Origin of the sequence: Acinetobacter sp. YH01019, assembly GCF_013420285.1 — a bacterium.
In the GTDB taxonomy this organism is placed as follows: domain Bacteria; phylum Pseudomonadota; class Gammaproteobacteria; order Pseudomonadales; family Moraxellaceae; genus Acinetobacter; species Acinetobacter gandensis.
Map to the genome: position 1 here is coordinate 1 of NZ_VOYM01000004.1, position 20,573 is coordinate 20,573.

Here is a 20,573-nt window from a genome sequence, read left to right on the forward strand (position 1 = left end):
GAAAGTTTTTTATAAATGGGTTGTAAACTTTCTTCCGTCCTAATGATGTAAGTTATTGATTTATAGTGGTGCCAAAATATGAGCGAAAGTTTTTTATAAATGGGTTGTAAACTTTCTTCCGTCCTAATGATGTAAGTTATTGATTTATAGTGGTGCCAAAATATGAGCGAAAGTTTTTTATAAATGGGTTGTAAACTTTCTTCCGTCCTAATGGCGTAACTCATTGATTTTCTGTTATAGTAAGAACTCAGCGAAACTTTGTTACATCCAGTTGTAAACATTCTTCCGTCCTAATGGCGTAAGTTATTGATTTGTCGTAAAACGAGCTAAATAGCGATCGTTGGGTCGTATATAAGGGCTATTCCTCATAAAATCTGAAAGTCTTTATTATCAAGGCTCTCATGAAATTGGAAAAGTTATCCGCAGGATTTTGAATTTAATTTGCGCTCAAATGAATTTAATTTGCGCTGGAAGTATTTTTTTATTCTATTTAATTTTATTATAAACAGTGACTTACAATACTTGCTAGTTTGCAAATTTCCAATATTGCAAAAAGCTAAAAAATGAACAATATTTTACTCATATTTTTAAATACATTTTAATATACAAGAACTTAATTTGTGGATAGAATTTAACTGCAAAGTGGATAAAAACGTCAAAAATCAGCTAAAAACGCCTTTTTTTCTAAAAAATCAAATTCAATTTGCGCTCAAATGAATTTAATTTTCGCTCGTACCATTTGTGTTTTTCCGTCCTAATCCTGTAATGTCATGAAAAATAAGCATAAAAAAAGTCCCTAATTAACTTCCCTTAATTAGAAAGATAATAAACATAAATTTCTTTTTAAAAATTTACTCTTAAACTTTTTAATATATTTTTTAATTTTTTATTTGCCTCCTTAGTATATACCAATGAGGTTTTGTAGTATTTTATAAATAGCTTGAGTCAATGACCAGCAATCAAAAATATAAAGCGTGGAATTTAAGAAATGAGTAAAAGTGATAATACGATTAAACGTATCGTCATGACTGTAGATCAATTTTACAAACATGATGAACAAGACGAGCAGTATGCATACGGCTTTGATATGTCTACCAATGAACCAGTTCGCATACGAATGAGTTCATCTGAAGAATTCACGAAGATCATTAATAAACTCAACAAGCATCATACTGAGAATGTTTCAGTAGATGAAGTCCACGCAAAATTTGATTCTGGACGTAACCAACGTACTTCATTAGACACACATAATCGCGGTGCTAACCGTGGTCGAATTATCTGTTTTGACAAATGTGTTGACTCACCCAACGAATCTCTTGACGGTTATAAAACTTATGTTGCTCAGTGGTGCAACGTAATGAGTAACAACCCGAATTCGCAATTAATTAAAGCAGTCACTTCTATCAATGTGCATCAACAAAAAAACGGCGATTTCTTTGTTAAAGCTCAAATCATTGAAGATGCAGCACATATGCAAGTGCCCAATGTAAAAATTAATTCTCCAGCACTTCATAACGCTATTATTAAAAATAATTTACAGCTTCTTGTTAAATCTTTATCGAATAGTACTGACAACCAACCTGAGCGCATTCCATTTTCAAAAATTGTTGTGCGCTATGAGTCTGGTTCTGTATTAACTACAATCCCATTGATTCCAACCTATGACAGTGCTGATCGTGAAAGTGTTAAGCAATTCGCTAAGCCAGATCCGTTGATGGAACGTGGCGGTATTGATAAAACTAAAAAGTCTTATCGGGTTGCTAAAGATCCGATTGAAAGTATCAAAGATATTTTGAACGGCAATGACTTTCACACCGCAACATTTGATCCAAATTTTGTACCATCCAACCAGTATGAAAAAGACCAGTTCGATAAACAGGCTCAGAACGTTTATGTTATGGACCAGGCCCGTATTGCCCTGTTTGCATTACTTGGCGATCGACAAATTAAAGTGTTCTACAATGAAGATGTAGACAAAGAAAAAAATCAAAATTTAAAACGTCTTTACGCTGGCTTGGTGAGTCAAAAATTACTGCCTGAGGTTTATCATGGCCAACAACTACAACTAGGTGCGCTTTACAAAGACACGTTCTTAAAGAAATTTTTCAACAATAAAACGCCTCACGCTGGTTTTCGCAAGGTAGATCCAGAAATAGATTTACGTACTGGTGAGGGTGTTCGTGGTGTTGGTGCACCTCCCCTAGTGAATCAATTTACCGATGACTACGGCAATCCAAAACCGCACGACTTAAATCCTCAATTTTTAAGTCAAGTTGATCGTCAGACCATGAATAAATTGACGCATGCAAAACAGCAATTTGCTGAAGCGTTTATTGTTATTCAACCACACCAACGGAACTCGAATAATTGTTTTGTCTCGTTTATCGAGCCTGTTGAACTTACTCAAACCCGTATGAATGCGTTGAACTTTTCAGAAATTACGGTAGAGCATGTACAGCAACATAAAGCTTCAATCGATAGTCCGTTATCTAAGAACTTCAACCACGATCTTTTACCTGATCCGCAAGAGTTAATGATGAAAGTCAGACAGCCAGAAATGGATGTTAAGAAAAGCCAAGAAAAGGCTGCGACTTCTGATGTCTATAACGACATGACTTTTTAATCAAATAAAATAATTCTTCTTCAGGTTCGCTATGACTACTCATGATTTAAACGAAAAAATTAAATGGATCGACTTATCACAAGCTGGTGTATATCTCGATGTACGGCGTGTTGGCCAGACGGATAGCCAATTACTTTTATTGGACGTTCAAAAAAAACTATCTAAAGAAAATTTGAATAACATTGGTTTTACACCGATGAAGTTTGAGGCTTATCCTCACTTTGACGGTCACTTGTATCAATACAATTTGAATGAAACGATCAAACCAAGACTGTTTCATGAAGTTTTGGGTATTCCAAAAGAATTTATCCGTAGTGTGCTTGCGACTCGCCAAGAATTGCATGATTTATTCAATGCCCAAGCAAAAACATTGGTGCCACAACGATTGAACGTTGCGTTGAATAGTGCAACTCCACTCGGTTATAACTCTGATGGCAACAAAATCTATGCTTCAGCTCATAACCGTTTTTACGTGAATGCCCAAGGTACGCAAATACCTGAAGGTCCTAATGATCAGCCGTCTAGTCTGTACTTACGTGCGACCAAGCAAAAAGATTTAAAAGAATGCTTAAGAGGCTATATCTATCAATTAGAACATGAAACAAAGAGCCATAATCACCAGGACTTTTTAAAGTTTTTAGCTCTAATCACGCAAGCCAAAAATGCTGACGTTGATGTATCCAAGGTAACAGATAAACAGATCCATACTGCAGAAGAAGCGCTTGAAACAGTGATGGTCGAAAAGTTAGGTGAGCTTGATTTTACTGAGAGCTCATTTAAAACGAGTTTAGCGTTATACAATCGCATGCCGACTAAGACCATGCGAAACAATACGATTCGTATGTTACAGCAATATTCGACTCCAATCCCGATGTCACTTGTGGCTCAGCGCTTATTGATTGAGGGTGATAACCGAACAAAACAAAACTTTTCCGTGCTCGAGCCAACTGTGGGTAATGGATCTTTAATCGGTTTATTAACCCAAGAGCGTAATGCTTCTGTCTATGCGGTTGAGTTAGATCCCAAACGTGCTGAACGTACAAAAGCACTGACTCAAAATTATGAATGCACGGTTGTTACTGCAGATGCTACACAAATTGATTTTGAGCAAACGTTTAAGCAAAAAGTTGACTATGTGATTGCCAACCCTCCTTTTGGTGCTATGGATAAACTAGAACGTGTTGCACCAATTTTGGTTCAACAGCGTAACGGCGTAGATCCAAACCCATTATTGGTAGATCCATCAGAAAACGTCTGGTTCAGTACGGATAAATTGGACCATGCCATTCTGGTTAAATCACTAAACGCACGAAACGATCAAGGGCGTTCAGTTTTCATTATTGGCTCAGATAAACAGATTTCAGATGGTACGGTTGAGCGTAAATCAAAGAATTTACTTAATTATCTCTATAAGCATTATGAAGTTGAGGCGGTTGTAGAAATCCACGGCAATGCATATGCACGAAACGGCGCTAATCAAAATGTTCGTATGTTAGTGGTAGGCAATCGTAAAAACGAACAAGCGTTACTACAAACTTACCAATCTTCTGTGGTACCAGATAAGTTGAAAGTCATTACGGACTATGACGAACTTTGGGGATGGGCTAATAACGTAATCTATAATCGTTTGAATCCGAATAAGGATCTATACTTCAAGCCAACTACTCCGACTCCAGTTGAGCAACAAGCACAACAAGCACCAGTGGTTGAACCTGTTGTTGAGGTTAAGCCTGTTGAAAAAGAAAATGACGATTTGTTTGCCAGTCTAGGTGATGAACAGCCTGTTTCGCCACTTGAAGATATTGCATCAAGTGTAACGCCTACGTCTGCAGTCACTATGTTTGATGAAGTCGTGGTCGCTAAAGAAGAAGAGATTAAGCAAGAGGAAGCTGTCAAACCAAAACCGATGTTTGGTCGTAAACCTAAATCAAAACCGAATAAAGTTTCTTTTGACTTCGGAACCGTTGAAGTTAGTACGCAAACAACCAGTTCAGATGATGATGTACCTACACCAACTGAAGCTACACCAACGTTTGAAAATGAAAATGACAATGATTTCGTGCCTGAGGTAAAGAATCCGCACGAGAACCAAAATCAGGATGAAGACCTTGACGATGACGTTAATCTTCAAGTAGGTGATACCACGGCGACCAATGAGGGTGAAACACCTGAACAAACACCAGCTGAAGAACCAGCGGTAGAGCAAGTAAAACAGGAACCGGGTTTAACTGCTGAAGAGATTGCTAAGTTAAATTCTGAATTAGCGATCGGTACTGAGCAAAAAGAAGAACCGACTGTTGAATCTGACCAATCAAATTTACAGCCGATTGTTCCTGTTCCTAATGCTGAAAACACAACAGAACCAACTCCGGAAAATATATACCAAGTTAAGTATATACCGATGTCTATGGCATCTGAGCCAATTGCTTTAGTGGCTAAAAACCAGATTAAAGCGATTAATCAGGCAAATGCTCAATTGACTACACACATCCAAAATGTATTAGGTTTTGGGGGTATCAATTTCCAAGCTGAAGTCGATAATGGTAACTACCCTACTCTTGTTGATGCCTATGTCGCTAAGAAATTGCAATATGACAATTTTGATGCACTAAAGTCCGCTTTTGCATGTGAACAGGTCGATGCGGTTGCCCATATCATTTTACGTTTTGACCAAAACTTACCTGTGCTTATTGGCGACCAGACGGGTTTAGGTAAAGGTCGTATTGCAGCTGCGTGTTTACGATATAGTGCGTTAAGAGGAAAGCCCCCTGTTTTCCTTACAGATACAACGCAACTCTTGAACGACATTTGGCGTGATATTGTTGCTACAGACAGTGACAAGTTCTTTAAAGATCCGTTTATCTTTAACTCGGATGCTGTGATTAACCGCTTTGGTACTGAAGAGGTTTTATTCACTGGCCAAGATCTGCCTAAGGAAATTGAAGATATTCCAGCGCAACATGACTTGGTATTGGCAACGTATAGCCAATTTAACCGACCAAACCGGAAACGTGCGTTATTGACTCGTTTTATTAATCAAGACACTGTTTTGGTGATGGATGAAACGCACCGTGCAGCATCCTTGAAATCAGCTACAAGTCAATTTTTCTTAGATGTTATTGATCAGACCAATCTAATTAATTTCCAGTCTGCATCGGCAATTAAGAAACCTGAAAATCTTGAATTCTTCCATAAATTGTTCCCTCGATCCGTATCTCGTAATGACTTACAAAAGGTTATCGAAAATGCAGATGGTCCAATTTTGGAGTTTATTTCTGAAGGTTTGGTAGACAGCTCTGCCATGATTCGTAGAGAGCAAGATCTCTCGCACATTACCATTCAAACCTTTGTGCCAACTGAAGAGGAAATTAAGAAATTTCACAATTACTCAGATGTTCTTTCTGACATCTTGACGGACATGGTGAAATTTTCTAAAGATATTCGCCTCGATGCGCTAGAAAACATTGCCAATGATGATGATGCTGTTGCCAATTTAGACTTTCATCAGGATTCAGACGATCCGAAAAACCGTTTAAGTTTGAGTGTGATGAACTTTGGATCTCGAATGTACCAGATCCAAAAGCAATTCCTATTGGCATTGAAAACTGACTCTACAAGTGATGCTGTGATTCAGGCATTACATGAGGGTAGAAAGCCCGTGATTGGTTTGGAAAATACGGGTGAGAGTCTATTCAACATTTTGATGCAAAGTCGCATGGAAGCGATTTTAAAAGCAGATACGGCGCAAGACGTTACCGCTGATTCGCCTGAAAAAGAAAAAGCGTTTAATAACTTCAAGTCGGTATCGTCAGAAATTGAATTTCTTGAAAATGAGCTTCAAAAACTCATGATCAAAGAAAACCGTGACGCTGGCGATGAAAAAGCAGCGAAAAATATTCAAAAGGAATTGACTAAGCTTGAAGATAAGCGCGGTAGCTATCTGCAAAGTCAAATTTCTGTTTTAGATGAACTCCCACAATTCCGTGACTTGCTTGAAGTGATGTTAGATCGCATCGATGTGGTGAAAGCTGAAGATAACTACGGTAACTCGTTCGTTAAGAAGCTCAGTACGGAAGTGACATTTAATGAAAACGGCGATCCAGTGGTAAGTCCGTATAAAATCATTTTGGATCGTATCAAAGAAAAGATTCAAAAGTTCCCTGATCTACCTTTGATGCCTTTGGACGTACTACGTAACAAGGTGACAAAAGCTGGCTTCAAGATTGATGAAATCTCTGGCCGTCAGATCCACTTAACGGAAACAAGAGACGGCAAATGGAAGGTTAATAAACAAGAGAACAATACGACACAAGGTAAGATTTTGGTTCAATCAAAATTCCAATCTGGTGAAATCGATGTTGTTATTGTGACTCGCTCTGGTTGTACGGGTATTTCTCTACATGCAGCCAAAAACCCTGATCCTACAATTCCATCGGATCACTTGCGCCAACGTGAGTTGTTTTTCTTGCAAAAACCTGAGAACTCTACCGATACGATTCAGATGATCGGTCGTGTGGGTCGCCGTGGTGAAGAATCACATCCGATTATGACGACAGTAGATTCGGGTATTCCAGCAGAAACACGTATGCACTTAATGATGATGCGTAAACTGTCTACCCTATCAGCGAACGTCTCTGCCAACTCAGAAACCAAGTTTAATGAAAACGATTATCCTGACATGCTCAACTACATTGGCAACCGGGTATCGTTGGACTATTTGAAAAATAACGTGAACTTGGCGAACACACTTGATATTGATATTTCGGATGATGAAAAAGGACCATCGTATCGCACGGCGCAAAACTATCATGTGAACCAGTTGCTATCTAAACTGATTTTGATGCCGATTAGTCAGCAAGAACAGGTTTATCAAGACTTGGTTGTTGACTATAACGATAAGATCCGTGAATTAGACTTGTTGGGTCGTAACCCACTCAAGACCAACTTTTTAGACTGGAAAGCTAAAAAAGTCCGTGAGTTTGAAGTGAAGGACAACTTCTTTACCGTGACTTCAGAAACAGAAGCAGCCAAGATCAATACCTTTGATCTACCTGTGCGTTTTGAAGGTCTGCAATACATTGAACATGTTGAGCCATTACGTGCTGACAATCTAAAACTCATGTTCAAAGAAAGTGATGATTATCTGGTGCGTCAATTTAAACGTATCAATGAAAACATCAATGAAACGGTAAACGGACTACTACACTATGCCTATAACTTTGAGGCATTGATGTACCAAAAATATGAAGGCTTTGCTAAGCAAAAGTTATTTTTCAAAAGTGGGCAAATGCGTGGTGAAGTAATTCGTGATTATCGACACGAAGTATTTGATCATTTCGGTGTTGTTGAAGCCAATGTAAAACACATTGATGATATTCAATTTCGTAAACCTGATGATCACTCTGCAGATGCCTTTGAAAAAGTAGCTGAAGCGGTTTATCTAGCCAATGATCCTATTTTGACCTCTAACTTTGATCGCATGTATCGAATTGTTCAGGATCTAAAATTCTTGGCTCGTTCTATGGAAAGGAACGAAAAAGAAGGTCATTCAGCGCATGGGTTATTGTTCCTTATCTCAAAACCTAGTCTTTTTGATGATGAAGTGACGCCAGATCACAAAACAGGTGCTTTGCTACGTCTAGACCTACCGCCGTTACGTGGAGGTGCAATCACACCGAATGCGGTTAAGCTTGATTTGGTTTACCCTGGTGATAAGAAGTCGTTTAAAGTTCCACTGATCAATTACACCATGCAAAATGCCAAGCAAGACTTGGATTGGGTAGCTCCAGTGAGTGAAAAAGGACGTATTATCCTAAAACGCTTCAATCCTGAATTTTATTCTTATGCTGATGTGAATAGACGTCATGTTGAGGATCGTCAACCCTTGGTGAACTTATTTACTGAACAAAACAATTATTCCCGTTATACGCGTACCTATTTTGAAAAAGCGCCGTCTGGTGATGTCACACGACAAGCGATTACCTTAACGGGCAATATGTTCAAGGCACATAAGATTGTCAGCTCACTAGATCTACGACATTCAACCGTTATATTTACCGATGCTGATGGTATGCGTAACCGTGCGTTATTATTGCCATCAAATACACCAACTGACTTGTTTGAAAGCTCTCTTGAAAACCAAGTGACGTTTAAGCAAGTTAAAGAGATTGCGAACTTCTTTAATCAATTGCCTGTAAACATTGATTTCAACCGCAATAACTATGTGGGTACTAAGGTTAATTTCCCGTACAAGAAAGCAAGTATTGAGTTCTACTACAACGGTTCAGACTGCTTTAATGTGACGGTGAAATCTGTTGCAAAACAGTTCAATCGTTTTATGTCGAATACCAACGTATTCCATGATCCTAAAGGCGGTAAAACAGATGAATCGTTGAACATCCACTTTACTGAGCCAGGCCGTAATGAGTTTAGATTTGCGCTTGATCTCAAGGATGTTGAACGCTTTGTTGACGAGCTGGACAGTACAACCAAAATTGAAGCTGCCTTTTTGGATTTAAAATCTAAACTTCCTGATGGTAATGGTTACTTTTTAAATGAAATTAACCGTATGCTTAATCCTCCAGAAGAGCCAGCTTATAAGGCTGAGTTACATGAGGGTAAAACCCTAGATAACGATCAAGAAATCCAGCAATTATCTTTCTAAAACCCTCCCTTAAAAGGTATATACCAGACCATACGTGAATAACAATTACGTGTGGTCTAGTTCGTATATACCATGTATCATATCTGTGACGATCACATTGACGTTTTAAAAAACAAATACAGGTATTTTATGTGCAACTCTAATCCCTTAGAGGAATCTTCTAATAACTCAGATTTAGTGGATTTTGACAGTGAATTAGACATCACAACTGGTTTTAATTCTGACTTTAAAGAAGACTTTATTTGGAATGTTGATACAGATTCTAAAAAGGACTCTTAAAATCAGAAAGGCCACCTGTCATAAGGATCAAATATGGACCAAAGCCCTAAACAAGATAATTTTGACGAGCAAACACTTGATCAACTGCAAGACGGCCAATCATTAACTTTCAATGAGGGCCTGGAACAGTGGGATGATTTAAGTTTGGACGGCGTGGAATTTCAATCCATCCAGCCTACGCCACAACAAAACAATGTTGCACAAGATCAATCGCAACAATACCAGTCTGAACCACATCCCAAAGATCCCCTATCTGAACCTCCATTAATGGAAGAACCGCCAGTCATGCAAGATGATGGGTATCAATATGATCAGCCTATGGGCGGTAACTCTGTACCTCCTGGGCACCCAGATTATGATTACGCTCCCCCTCTTGAAGATACTCGGTTGAACGATGATGAACCGATGTTTTTTGACGAAGGTGATTATGAGCGTAGTAGCTACCCGATCTACGAGAATGAACAGTCCATCATTCCTGAAAACACGTTTGATCTTTCCGCTGTCACTGTCAATGATTTAGCTGAACTTGATCCTGTTCTGATTGGTAAAGTATTTGATGCACTTGAGCAAAGAGATCCAGCCAGTCAATTAGAATTCTTTGCAGACATCGGGCTTGATCTGCAGAATGATGATGATCTTAAGTTTATTGCGGATCTGAATAAAATCCAGACTAAAAACGCACTGGACCAAGGATTAGGCAATATTGCTGAAAATAACAGTTCATTGCCAGTTGAAGACCGTGTATATACAACTGCAGACTCTAAATTATTCCTATCAGACAATGATCCTGATTTCCTCCTTTCCAAAGAAGAGAATCCATTTGAAGCCGTTCAAGTGGCTGAAAAAACCCTCTTTAACTTTGAGACAAAATCTTTTGTCACTCAGCCCTACTATGGTTTAAGCCTGAAGGGTGCAACTAAAGAAAATGCCCTCAACTTCCTGAGTAATCGTCAATTCGCGATTGAAGGCTTGATTAACCAAAACCAAGTCGTGCGTGAAGCAAAGCAGCAGATCTACAACGAAGTTACGGGTGCACCGAATACCTATTTTTCAGGTGAATTAACCGATAAAAACCAAATTAACGCATTGATGCGCCAAGTGCGTGACTTTTGCTTAATTCGTGGGATTGAAGCTGAAGAACTTGGCTTAGTGCCAAAAACTATCGTCATGGATCAATGGCGTGTGAATAGCGACCATACAGCTGCTCGACTTGAACAACTTGAGATTCACTATCTTGAATTCAATACGGACACGTTAACCAAGGAAGTAATTCAGTTATTAGAAACCCGTGAACATAGCGACCAGTTGCAAGCTGCTCTACTTTTGAAAGAACATAAAGAAAATCAGAAGACTAAAGAGACAGTAAAGGAAGATGTTGAATCAGCTGATCCGAATGCACCAAAAGGTACACCAAAGAGCACATTAAACATTGCTGGTGGTCCACAAGACAAAGCAAGTTTGGCTGCAAGTAGCGTTGCCTCTAAAAGCTTTAAGGATATGCGAAATGAGGAAGGTAACGAACGTCCTCCTTTAGCGCGTGAAAATAGCCACGGCCATCCACGCACGGTCGCTGATGAACTCGCTGCGCTCAGTGCAAAAATGATTGCAGTCATGATTGAACTGGTTAAGAAAACAATCAAGTTGATCATTGCAGCGATTATGGCCATGTTCAACAAGAACAAAAGCCTTGATAACCTGAAAAATATTTGGGATAAACCAATCAATCCTGATGTTACCGTTAAAAGTAACCATCCAGACGCACAACAACCCGAACAGCTTGCCAATACAGCCGATAAATCAAAATTGACTGAACCTGGTAAGAATGCCGATATTTTAAAACCGATCTCAAAAGAGCAAATGTTGCCTCTTTTAAACGATCCATATACCACTCAACTGAATAAAGACCGTGACGGCGTTACCTTAGAAGAATTCGATCTAAATGTCGCTAAAGTCTATGCCATTGACGGTGAACAATACATCGTGATTGATGTAGTCGGTAAGGATTCTGTCGAAGGTGTTGAATCCTCTACCCCATTTATCAAACTGGTTAAGGAAGCAGATTTACCGCCTCAAGTGGAAGGTAGCGATGCACCTACCCCGATTACGCCGTTCTATTTAGAAACGATTGAAGACAAAGTAACGTTTCTCTCAATTGAAGAACTGCACGAAGGCATTAAGTCTGAAAAGATCCATGAGTTTGAAGGTCGCTTTTTTGAACCCATTTGTTCTCAGTATTTAGAACAAGCACGTATGTTCCTTGGTGCCGAATATCCATTAGGGCAAGATCCAGAACAAATGACTGAAGAAGCCAAAGCTTCATACAAAGATCAGTTTATTCAACGTGCCTATCAATCAGGTCAAATGATTTCGGATCAAGTAAAGAAAGCCAAATCTAAACTTTCAAACCTTTTGGGTAAGTTTAAAGGCAATACTGCAGAACAGTCGGCAACTCAATCAGCACCGCAAAGCCAAGACCAAAACAATGACGGTAAACCAATGAACCCTTATGACAGTATTTATGTTGATCATGATTCTGACTTAGAAGCATTCTTTAAAGACCGTCACAACAATGTTTCTAATGCTGAAATTGAACAGTTTGTCGGTATGGTTTATGAAGATGAAACAACCCAAACCAATATGGTTGTTTTGGATATAGCTTCCGATAATCTGGATAAACGTGCGATCGTTGTGCCTCTTTCGGTGATTGAAGATCTCGAAAATATCACTGAAAAAGATGTGCTTTATCTTAAAGACATCGTGAATGAATCCTCTACCGTTCCACTGTATGAGCTGGAGTCTGTCGAGCCGATAGACGAGTTAAATGCGCTTGGTAAATTTTCAAGCGAATACTTAGACAAGCTCAAAGCCGATACCATCAACAATACTGCAGAACAGACTAATACTTACGCCAGATCTGCCGAACGTGAACTTGAACTTTCAAAAATGATTTTGGAAGGCAAGCTCAGTGTTGTAGGTGCTATGGTGAAAACGGATTACGGTCAATTCGTGGTACTGACTTCAGATTCGGAAGGTCATAAATCAATTGCACCCGAATACAACGCCGTGGCCATTACCAACCTTGATCGTCAAATTACCACGGAAGATATTATTAATGCCGGTATTACAACGATACCGCGTAAAGATATTTTAGAGTGGAATACTGTCACGGCGCTCAATGAAGAATCTGCCAATCAGGTGACTTATTTAGATCCTGAAGTTTACCAAGCAGTAAGTAATGCAATTCATCAAAATCGCGAAAAAGAATTGATTCAAACCTTGAGTACGTTACAACCCTCTGCAGCACTCAATAGCATCGGTTCAAAAATCATTACGCAAGATGGCAATACATATATTGGTCTATGCGCCAAAGATGATGGCAAATCAGGCGAGTACTACGCCGTAAAAGCTCCAGATAATCAACTCTCCCCGATTGGTGCAAGCTATATCAATGATGTTGGTGTTGAAGTCATTAGCCGTAGCCAAATTGCTGAATTTCAGAATGCGGAAAATAATCAGCAACAACTAATCAGCCATGATGTGTTTGTTACATTGCTAAATGCAGTCAATAACAGCAATGAACAAGAAGTACTTCACCTCTTCTCTAACTTGGACCAGGTGAAACAACAAATTAAAGATTCGTTATTCAGCGAAAAGGAAAGTGAAAAAGTGATTGAACAAAATCAATTTATTGAACAACTGAAAAACAATAACCTTGTGAAAGCCGATCACATTAACGCGCTTAATCAAATTGCTGATCAGATTCAAAATACGCAACTGAAAAATGTTGTTAAAGGTATGGCCTCAACCGTTGTTGCGCCTGAAAACTCTCAAAACGAGATGTATGTTCAAAGCTTTCTACATCTCAACCAACGCCTAGACACGTTACAACAAGATTTAAAGCTTCAAGCAGCATCAAATCTTATGAATGCTGAATATAAGCAACTTTTTGAATGTATGGATGATCATCTAGTACTACCTACTGCGTATGGTGATGCCAAGTTTGTAAACCTTAATAGTGTTGAGCCTCGTATTGTTGAATTTAGAAACTCGGCTGAAACAGGTCAAATCTTTGACAGCTTCAACGCCGTGATTGCTGAAACAGGAAACGTGGAAATTGCGCTTCAGCACTTAAAGCAAGAGATCTTAACCGATCACTATATCGCTGCGATTCATGAAGATGTGAAGTTACACCGTCTAGAACAGCAAGACATGGACAAAATCAAAGAAGTGAATCAGATCCTTGAGGCTGATTTTGATAAAACTGGCCTACGCTTAGAAGCGCTCCAAGATGGTTTGAATCTCAATACTAAAAACTACTTAGACCAAGTAAAGCTTGAGAAAAACACGACATCTCAATTTTTGAGTGACCTTGATAAGCATATAGATTTAGAAGTCGCACGTAGAAACGATCATGACAATGATCAAACATTGGGGCGTTAATCATGGATCTCTATAAAAACGTATCTGGCGACATCGATGCGATGATTACTTTTGATAAAATCTTAGGTGGTTTTGGTCAAAATACAGTGAATACCACGCGTGAGCGTGTTCAAATCAACTCTAAGCATGAAAAGGTAGAGCGTGAGATTGAAGGTGCCAGTCCGTACCTTAAAAGCGATTATGAGCTATTTGTCGAGCATCACAATATGTTGATGCAAGAGTATCGGGCAACTCAGCTACATTTACGCAATATCTTAGAAAAGAAAAATGAGGTTAAAAGCATTCAAAAGCTTGCGGATCTCTGCGAACGGCACCAGTGCTCCAACATCGCTCAATTATTCGTTGAAAAAAATGAAGATGAATATGTATTGCAATGCTTTCAAGACTTTCAGCAAGACTTAGAAAACAATAATGCTCTCCGAAAAGACTTTAATCACTTTTCAGACTCGTTTGAAGCCTACCGATACAATATGGAGATCTGTAATAAGCTTTCTGGTATCGATCAGCCGTTTACCCTTGAACGTCCGAATGACAGACAGTTGAATTTCGTTATCCATAGTCATGAAAACATCAATAAAACATTGTTGGACTATCAGGCGAAGATCATTGAGCAACAAACAACTGTGGACCAGCTCAAGCAAGATGCTTCCTATACTGCCCTATTTCCGATCGCAACCAATGATAAGAACATGTTCTCAATTGCAGCGACCGAAGTTTATGTAGAACAGTCACCGAAATATCAAGACTATCTTAAGGTCATTAAAAATGAGCTTAAGAACATAAACGAAACGGGTAAAAATACGTTTAGTCAGCATTACAAAGATACTATTACGCAAAGCAATCTTGAAAACGTTAAAACTAAAGAAAGCGCTTCAACTTATAGCAATGGGTTTTAATTAATTTTAAATAAAAACATTTAGGGTGTTTTAAGATAGAATCTAAATACCCTTTAATGGAGTTAAACATGATTCAAACTAAAATCACTGAACCGACAAGAACGCCGTTTAATCCTCATGGTTTTGCAGATGCAACGCCTTTACATGCGTTTTACTTGGAATTATTAGAAAAGGGATTAATCAATAAAGTTCTTGAAGAAGGTAATTTGGAATTTGAAAACCAAAATTTGTTCATGACGATCGATTGGGAATCAATAGACGTTCAAATGGATGCTTATACGTTTGATGTGAAATTAGATATTGTATGTGGCGTCATACTTGATGAACAAAAGGTCACGAATAGCATTCAAGTGTTTATTAATGAGCAAACTTTGTTTATAGCTTCAGCTAAAACCTTTAACCCTAAATCTGGTCTAACGCAAAGTCTTAACTTTGATATTCCTTTACGTGTTTTAAGTCAAATGGGCTATTACACCCTACCTCTCAAAGAGGACTAAATCGTGGGAATGAGCATAGAAAGCCAAAACATAGCATTGTCTCAAGAGCCTACAACCTTTGTACCAGAAGCTTTTGTACACTCTATTAACTACTTTTGTCAGACCTTAGAGAACACTTTTCATTTTGATAAGCGTTCACTCAATTTCTTTGAATCAGGTACACCAAAAGAATACGGCTTGTATCTTACTGAACAGCATTGCCTTGTTTTTTTGAATGCTTGCAGTAGTGGCTATCTTGGCGAAACACGCAAAGTTACCAGCTTCACCGCTTTTGTGCTTTTAAATCAAAAAAATAATGAATCTGAAATGCTCGACATCACGTTAAACGATCCAAAACGTGTAGAGGAACATTTCAAAACTGCGTCTAAAGATCAGATCAATATTTACTTAAAGAACGTGCATGAATTAAGTAATTTTCTGAAAAATAAGTACTCGGATTCAGGTTTTTTAAAAGATATTGTGACTGAGGAAGGTTTTTCTAAAACCCTAAAGCCATTGGTTTTACAGGAATGCTTAAAAGAGGAAGTAGAGCTAATTAATACTTTAATGTGTTTGGTTAGCACTCAGTTTATATATATTACGACAGCTATTATTTTTAAGCGTCCTATTTTAAAAGAATTCATAAAACTATGTTTAACCAATGAGAAGTATATACTACAATATGGTGAAGAATGGTATTATGATTCTATATATAAGTTCGCTAAAAGGATATATGAGTTAAAACACCTTATAGCTACCTTATATTTAAGTAGTGAAGCTGTAGTAAAAGATGTTGTAGTGCTTTGCGAACTTGCTTCTAAAAAACATTAATCATAACTCTTTTAAAGGGCTAGATATGCGTAACAATCACAAGAAAGCTAAAAGGCTACAACAAGTTCGGGGCAATGTTTTAAGGACTAACCCTAATCTACAAAATGTTAAGCCAGCTTTTAAAACTAAAAGTGCTTTAAGCATTTTTGTTGCTACCGTTATTGGGTGTTCAAGTGCTATTGCAGTTCAACAAAGTTCCGTTGCTTCTGTTACCAGTAATACTCAAAACATGGGTAACTTAAACATCGCAACATCATCGACCATTGCAAGTAGCTCTGGTGGTGATACGCCTTTGTCGAATCCAAATAGCGGATATTATTCGTCTACCAGTTCTAATTCGTCATTCAACTCTACTGCTGCTGAAAACAACTTCATGGCGGTTAAAAAAGGTGAACAAGCAGCTGCTCAAAACATTCAAACCAATATTGAATCATGTGCAACTGATGGGATCGGTAAAGTCGTTAAAGACAACTTAGATCTACAAATGACGGTTTGGGGTCGTCCAATCGATATTAACAAAATGTTCAGTCCAGCTAGTCAAGGTGGCTGTTTTGCTGACATCGGTAAAATCATTGACCTTTCTGTGACTATTCCATCACTTGATACAATCATCAATGCAGCGCAACAAATGGTTGTCGATTACGCGACTAAAAAAGCGTGTGACGCAATGAAAACTGCAAGTACTGAACTTGTTGGCCCATTGAATGATGTTATAGGTGAAATCAACAAAGCGGGTCAATACACTGATGTATCGGGTGCGCTTGGTACTGCTGTGAATGGTCAACTTGGTAAACTTGATCCTGGTCTAGTTATGCCTAGCGGTGCTTTTGAGGGTGGAGATACTTATACAATCAATGGTAGTAGATCGACTGGTACAGTTTCTTATTCAACTGATCAAAAAGCCAGTACTAGCACACCGTCTAACGCAAAAACTTCAAGTTCAGAATCTACTTCTGTCACCCAATCAATTAAAGACTTTTTCTCTTAAGTTGGGGGTGGTATGAAAAATAGAAATAATCTGCGTAAAAGAAGAATTACTGTTAATCAGTTTTCACCTGTTAAAGCAATTGCGGTGGGTACTTTAACGGTTGGTCTATTATCCGTACCACTTTTTACCAATGCTTTTAGTCTTGGCACTATCCTTTCTGAGCTTGCAATACAAGCTCAGCAATTGATGGTACTTTCTGAAGTGCGTTTATCTACTCAACAAACAGCGGTCAGTGCAAATCAAATTGTTGATAACCAAACGCGTGATTCAGAAATGATCGTTGCTGGTATTCAAAGTGTCGATAAAAATATTGAGATCAAAAAAGCGATTTTAAATTCTGGTACGAATGCTGCCCTCCCTGATTCAGCTTTTTGTACGGCTCTTGAAGAACGTGAACAAACCGATCTCAATAGAAACTTAAAAGACTTTAACGTTTTTAAATACATGCAAGACGTTTCAGGGAAACTTTTCTCAAATTCAACAGATGAAGCAACCTCACCATATGCGTTTCACTTGGCGACCTCGTGTGGCGTAGAAGAAGCAAAAATGGGTGTCTGTAATTTGATTCCAAATGGTCTGCAGTATGGCGACATTGATACTGCTTTTGTTTTTTCTCGTTCTCGACTTTCTGAACAGCAAGCGACTGTTGCATTGAACTACTCGTCAATTGCATCTAACAACGTTGTTCCAGTCGGATTGATGGAATGCTCTTCATCAACTTGCGTTGATTTTCAAAATAAATACATGGCTGGAAGTACTCTTTCATCACTGGCTAACTATTCGGTGGCTAATAATGTGATGCAACGCACTACACCAAACTCCAATGCTTCAGCCAAATTCTTTGAGTAATGACTATGAGAAAGCGTAAAAATACTTTAAGACAGCCTAAAGGAAAATCAAAGTTTGTACCTGTCATTTTAGGTGCAACTTTGGTGATTAGTAGTCCTGTTTTTGCTGAATGGGCTACGGTTGGTTTGGGTACGATTATGAGCGAGATGTCTTCTCAGATTCCTAAGCATGCAAGCAACCAAGCAAATGATATTCAAAAAGTATCTCAAAGTACCCGTAGAAAGTTAGATGATTCGACTGAAAACATCGTTGCAGCGCTTAAAGTTGCGGTGAAGCAAAAGGCGCAAGCTGCTAACCAAATTACCGATGCGACAACTAAAAACACCCAAACTATTGCCTCTGGTATTCAAGCGCTTTTACAGTCAGATACCATGAAAAAAGCACAATTTGCTTATGGTGCCAATACTGGTCAAGGCTTTAAGTCTTGTGAGGTTTTGGCTGAAAATACAAATATGTCGAGTGCATCTGGTCAAGTGATTGATCAAGCAGCTGATATGGCGACTCAAACTTCTCAAGTCGGCGGTAAATTAGTTGGCTCTCAACAGGAAGTGATTAATCAACGCCTAAACGTGCATAAAGCTGAATTCTGTACGGTTGCTGAAGCACAAGCTGGTCAATGTACGTTGTCTAAATTACCGGGTGGCGATACCAATGCTTCCCTACTGTTTAAGTCTGTTGCACCTGGCTCAAAAGAAGCTCTTGCAAGACATTACGTGCGTGAAAACATTTTAGGTACACCAGATAAATCATTGTCTACTGCAACGGCACGTACTCCAGCTGGTCGAGATTATTTGCAAGCGACCAACCAAAAAACAGCTTTACTTGCTATGCCAGCGTATAGCTTGGCGGTTATTGACGCGCAAAATACAAAATCATTCAAAGATATTGACGGCAAAATGGTGTCTGCCAACGATTTGATCGACCAAACAATCGCACGTTACTACGGCGGTCCTGAAGCTAAAAAATGGCAAATGGCGATGGCGATGCAAGATCCACGCGGTCTACTTAAAGAAGCCAATATCATTAACGGCGTTTCTGTTTATTTAGATCTTCAAACTTACAAGCAAAGTTTGCGTGAAGAAGGTTTATTGTCTGCATTACTTTTAGCGAAATCTCAGCCGATAAAAGATGATGTGAAAACGAAATACGGCCAGTCAGTGAAAGTTAAGCTTTCACAAACTATGCCTCAATTTTAAGGAGACTAAATAATGCGTACTCCGAAAAGAACATCACGTAAAGTTATGAAAGCGCCACAAGCGCACGGCTCTCGTTCAAAAATTAGTGCACTCGGTTTAACCCTCGCCCTCATTAGTGGTTCTGCATCTGCTTATTACTGTGCTTCCGTGGGCAACCCGATGGCAGTAAATACCTTGAATATGCTTCTTCAACAGGCTGATGTGGTGGAAAGCGCTGCGTTACGTGCGTTGGACTCAAACTTATCTTTGGGCATTAAAAAGCAACAAGATGATGTGACGAGAGCGATTAGGATCCTGACGAAACAAGAGGCTGTATCTGCTCAAGGTATTTCAGATAACGCACATAAAAACGCACAAAGTCTTGTAACGGCGTACCAAGCTGTTAAACAAAGTGAGCAAATGAAAAAAGCTCAATTTGAGTTTGGTGCACATGGCCAAGCATTTAAAGCGTGTGAAGTTTTAAGCGATCGTGAACAAGCTCAACAAGACAATAAATCTGCTGATAGTTCAATTTTAAATAAAGTTGGCTCTGAAGTGATTGCTGCGCCTGGTGTCTACATGAACCCTCACAAAGCACAAGAAGCTATGTTACAAGCTCATAATGAGTTTTGTACCACTTCTCAGGCTGCGTCTGGACTATGTGGTGCTGCTGGTGAAAATGCTAGTCTAAGTTTACAAGCTTCAACTTTATTCACGACTGCAGCGCCAGACACGGCGATGGCTCGTGCTCAAAATGCATTGATCAACAACATGGTTGGTCTACCTGATGCCCCAATTGACGGAAAAATTGCGAAAACATCTGCTGGTCAAGATTATGTGATGGCTAAACTGGCGAAAGATGCTTTAACTTCTCCAGCAATTACCTCTTTGAAAGCAATTCAAGCGCAATACTCCCCTGTTGCTGGTGGTGGTACCAATAGTCATGATTCAAGTACCAAACTTGCACCGATGCAACACTTGGAAAAAAGTGTCGCTCGTTATTTAGGTTCAGGGCAAGATTACAAAGACTTTGCTAAATCACAAGCGATTAAAGATGAACGTGGTTTGATGGTCGATGGTTTAATTCAAGGTACTGAACGCTTGAACTTGCAATATCAACAATACAAGTCAAATGAACGTAAAGAAGCGGTATTGGCTGCGCTAGTTTCTGCTGAAAGCAAATTATCTGACGGCTCAATTGAAGTGACAGATCGTTCTAAGTCTACGGGTAACATTCGTAGGATTGCACTTTCACAAGCAATGGCAAGTAAATAGCCTGATTTTTTCATTATCAGACTGATAATGAAAAAAACTTAAAAAAAGGGATGGTTTTAAGCCATCCCTTTTTTTTG

Annotated in this window: 11 protein-coding genes; 10 read left to right on the forward strand and 1 reads right to left on the reverse strand. The window is 38.9% G+C overall.

Going from position 1 to position 20,573, the window contains the following annotated elements; genetic code table 11:
• A partial coding sequence (locus FTT84_RS17910; protein ID WP_218955669.1) for a hypothetical protein occupies positions 1–281 on the reverse strand: 281 nt, incomplete at its 3' end.
• Positions 282–988: 707 nt separating this feature from the next.
• On the opposite strand from FTT84_RS17910, the gene FTT84_RS02085 reads away from it, so the two are divergent.
• From FTT84_RS02085 to FTT84_RS02130, 10 genes are all read left to right on the forward strand, one after another.
• On the forward strand, positions 989–2,623 hold the full coding sequence (locus FTT84_RS02085) for a hypothetical protein (protein ID WP_044431636.1): 1,635 nt from the start codon (positions 989–991) through the stop codon (positions 2,621–2,623).
• 31 nt (positions 2,624–2,654) lie between these two features.
• Positions 2,655–9,287 (forward strand): strawberry notch C-terminal domain-containing protein, encoded by a 6,633-nt coding sequence (locus tag FTT84_RS02090; protein ID WP_180079747.1) that lies wholly within the window; start codon positions 2,655–2,657, stop codon positions 9,285–9,287.
• A gap of 312 nt (positions 9,288–9,599) precedes the next feature.
• A complete protein-coding gene (locus tag FTT84_RS02095) occupies positions 9,600–14,006 on the forward strand; it encodes a hypothetical protein (RefSeq protein ID WP_180079745.1) in 4,407 nt (1,468 codons plus the stop codon).
• Positions 14,007–14,008: 2 nt separating this feature from the next.
• Positions 14,009–14,902, forward strand: coding sequence for a hypothetical protein (locus tag FTT84_RS02100; protein ID WP_180079743.1), 894 nt, complete (start codon positions 14,009–14,011; stop codon positions 14,900–14,902).
• A gap of 68 nt (positions 14,903–14,970) precedes the next feature.
• Positions 14,971–15,399: a hypothetical protein gene (locus FTT84_RS02105; RefSeq protein ID WP_180079741.1), complete on the forward strand. Its 429-nt coding sequence runs from the start codon at positions 14,971–14,973 to the stop codon at positions 15,397–15,399.
• A gap of 9 nt (positions 15,400–15,408) precedes the next feature.
• The gene (locus FTT84_RS02110; RefSeq protein ID WP_216078040.1) at positions 15,409–16,209 is read left to right on the forward strand and encodes a hypothetical protein; all 801 of its coding nucleotides are present in this window, start codon (positions 15,409–15,411) and stop codon (positions 16,207–16,209) included.
• 25 nt (positions 16,210–16,234) lie between these two features.
• Positions 16,235–17,197, forward strand: coding sequence for a hypothetical protein (locus FTT84_RS02115; protein ID WP_180079739.1), 963 nt, complete (start codon positions 16,235–16,237; stop codon positions 17,195–17,197).
• 12 nt (positions 17,198–17,209) lie between these two features.
• Entirely contained in the window at positions 17,210–18,046 is an 837-nt protein-coding gene (locus FTT84_RS02120; protein WP_180079737.1) for a hypothetical protein, read from the forward strand.
• A 5-nt stretch (positions 18,047–18,051) separates the two neighbouring features.
• On the forward strand, positions 18,052–19,242 hold the full coding sequence (locus FTT84_RS02125; protein ID WP_005005798.1) for a hypothetical protein: 1,191 nt from the start codon (positions 18,052–18,054) through the stop codon (positions 19,240–19,242).
• Positions 19,243–19,254: 12 nt separating this feature from the next.
• Positions 19,255–20,496: a hypothetical protein gene (locus FTT84_RS02130; RefSeq protein ID WP_180079735.1), complete on the forward strand. Its 1,242-nt coding sequence runs from the start codon at positions 19,255–19,257 to the stop codon at positions 20,494–20,496.
• The last annotated feature ends 77 nt before the right edge of the window (positions 20,497–20,573 follow it).

Coding starts and splice junctions, on each gene's coding strand:
- FTT84_RS02110 (WP_216078040.1), top strand. CDS start 15,409: ATGAGCATAGAAAGCCAAAACATAGCATTGTCTCAAGAGCCTACAACC.
- FTT84_RS02115 (WP_180079739.1), top strand. CDS start 16,235: ATGCGTAACAATCACAAGAAAGCTAAAAGGCTACAACAAGTTCGGGGC.
- FTT84_RS02105 (WP_180079741.1), top strand. CDS start 14,971: ATGATTCAAACTAAAATCACTGAACCGACAAGAACGCCGTTTAATCCT.
- FTT84_RS02125 (WP_005005798.1), top strand. CDS start 18,052: ATGAGAAAGCGTAAAAATACTTTAAGACAGCCTAAAGGAAAATCAAAG.
- FTT84_RS02095 (WP_180079745.1), top strand. CDS start 9,600: ATGGACCAAAGCCCTAAACAAGATAATTTTGACGAGCAAACACTTGAT.
- FTT84_RS02085 (WP_044431636.1), top strand. CDS start 989: ATGAGTAAAAGTGATAATACGATTAAACGTATCGTCATGACTGTAGAT.
- FTT84_RS02120 (WP_180079737.1), top strand. CDS start 17,210: ATGAAAAATAGAAATAATCTGCGTAAAAGAAGAATTACTGTTAATCAG.
- FTT84_RS02130 (WP_180079735.1), top strand. CDS start 19,255: ATGCGTACTCCGAAAAGAACATCACGTAAAGTTATGAAAGCGCCACAA.
- FTT84_RS02090 (WP_180079747.1), top strand. CDS start 2,655: ATGACTACTCATGATTTAAACGAAAAAATTAAATGGATCGACTTATCA.
- FTT84_RS02100 (WP_180079743.1), top strand. CDS start 14,009: ATGGATCTCTATAAAAACGTATCTGGCGACATCGATGCGATGATTACT.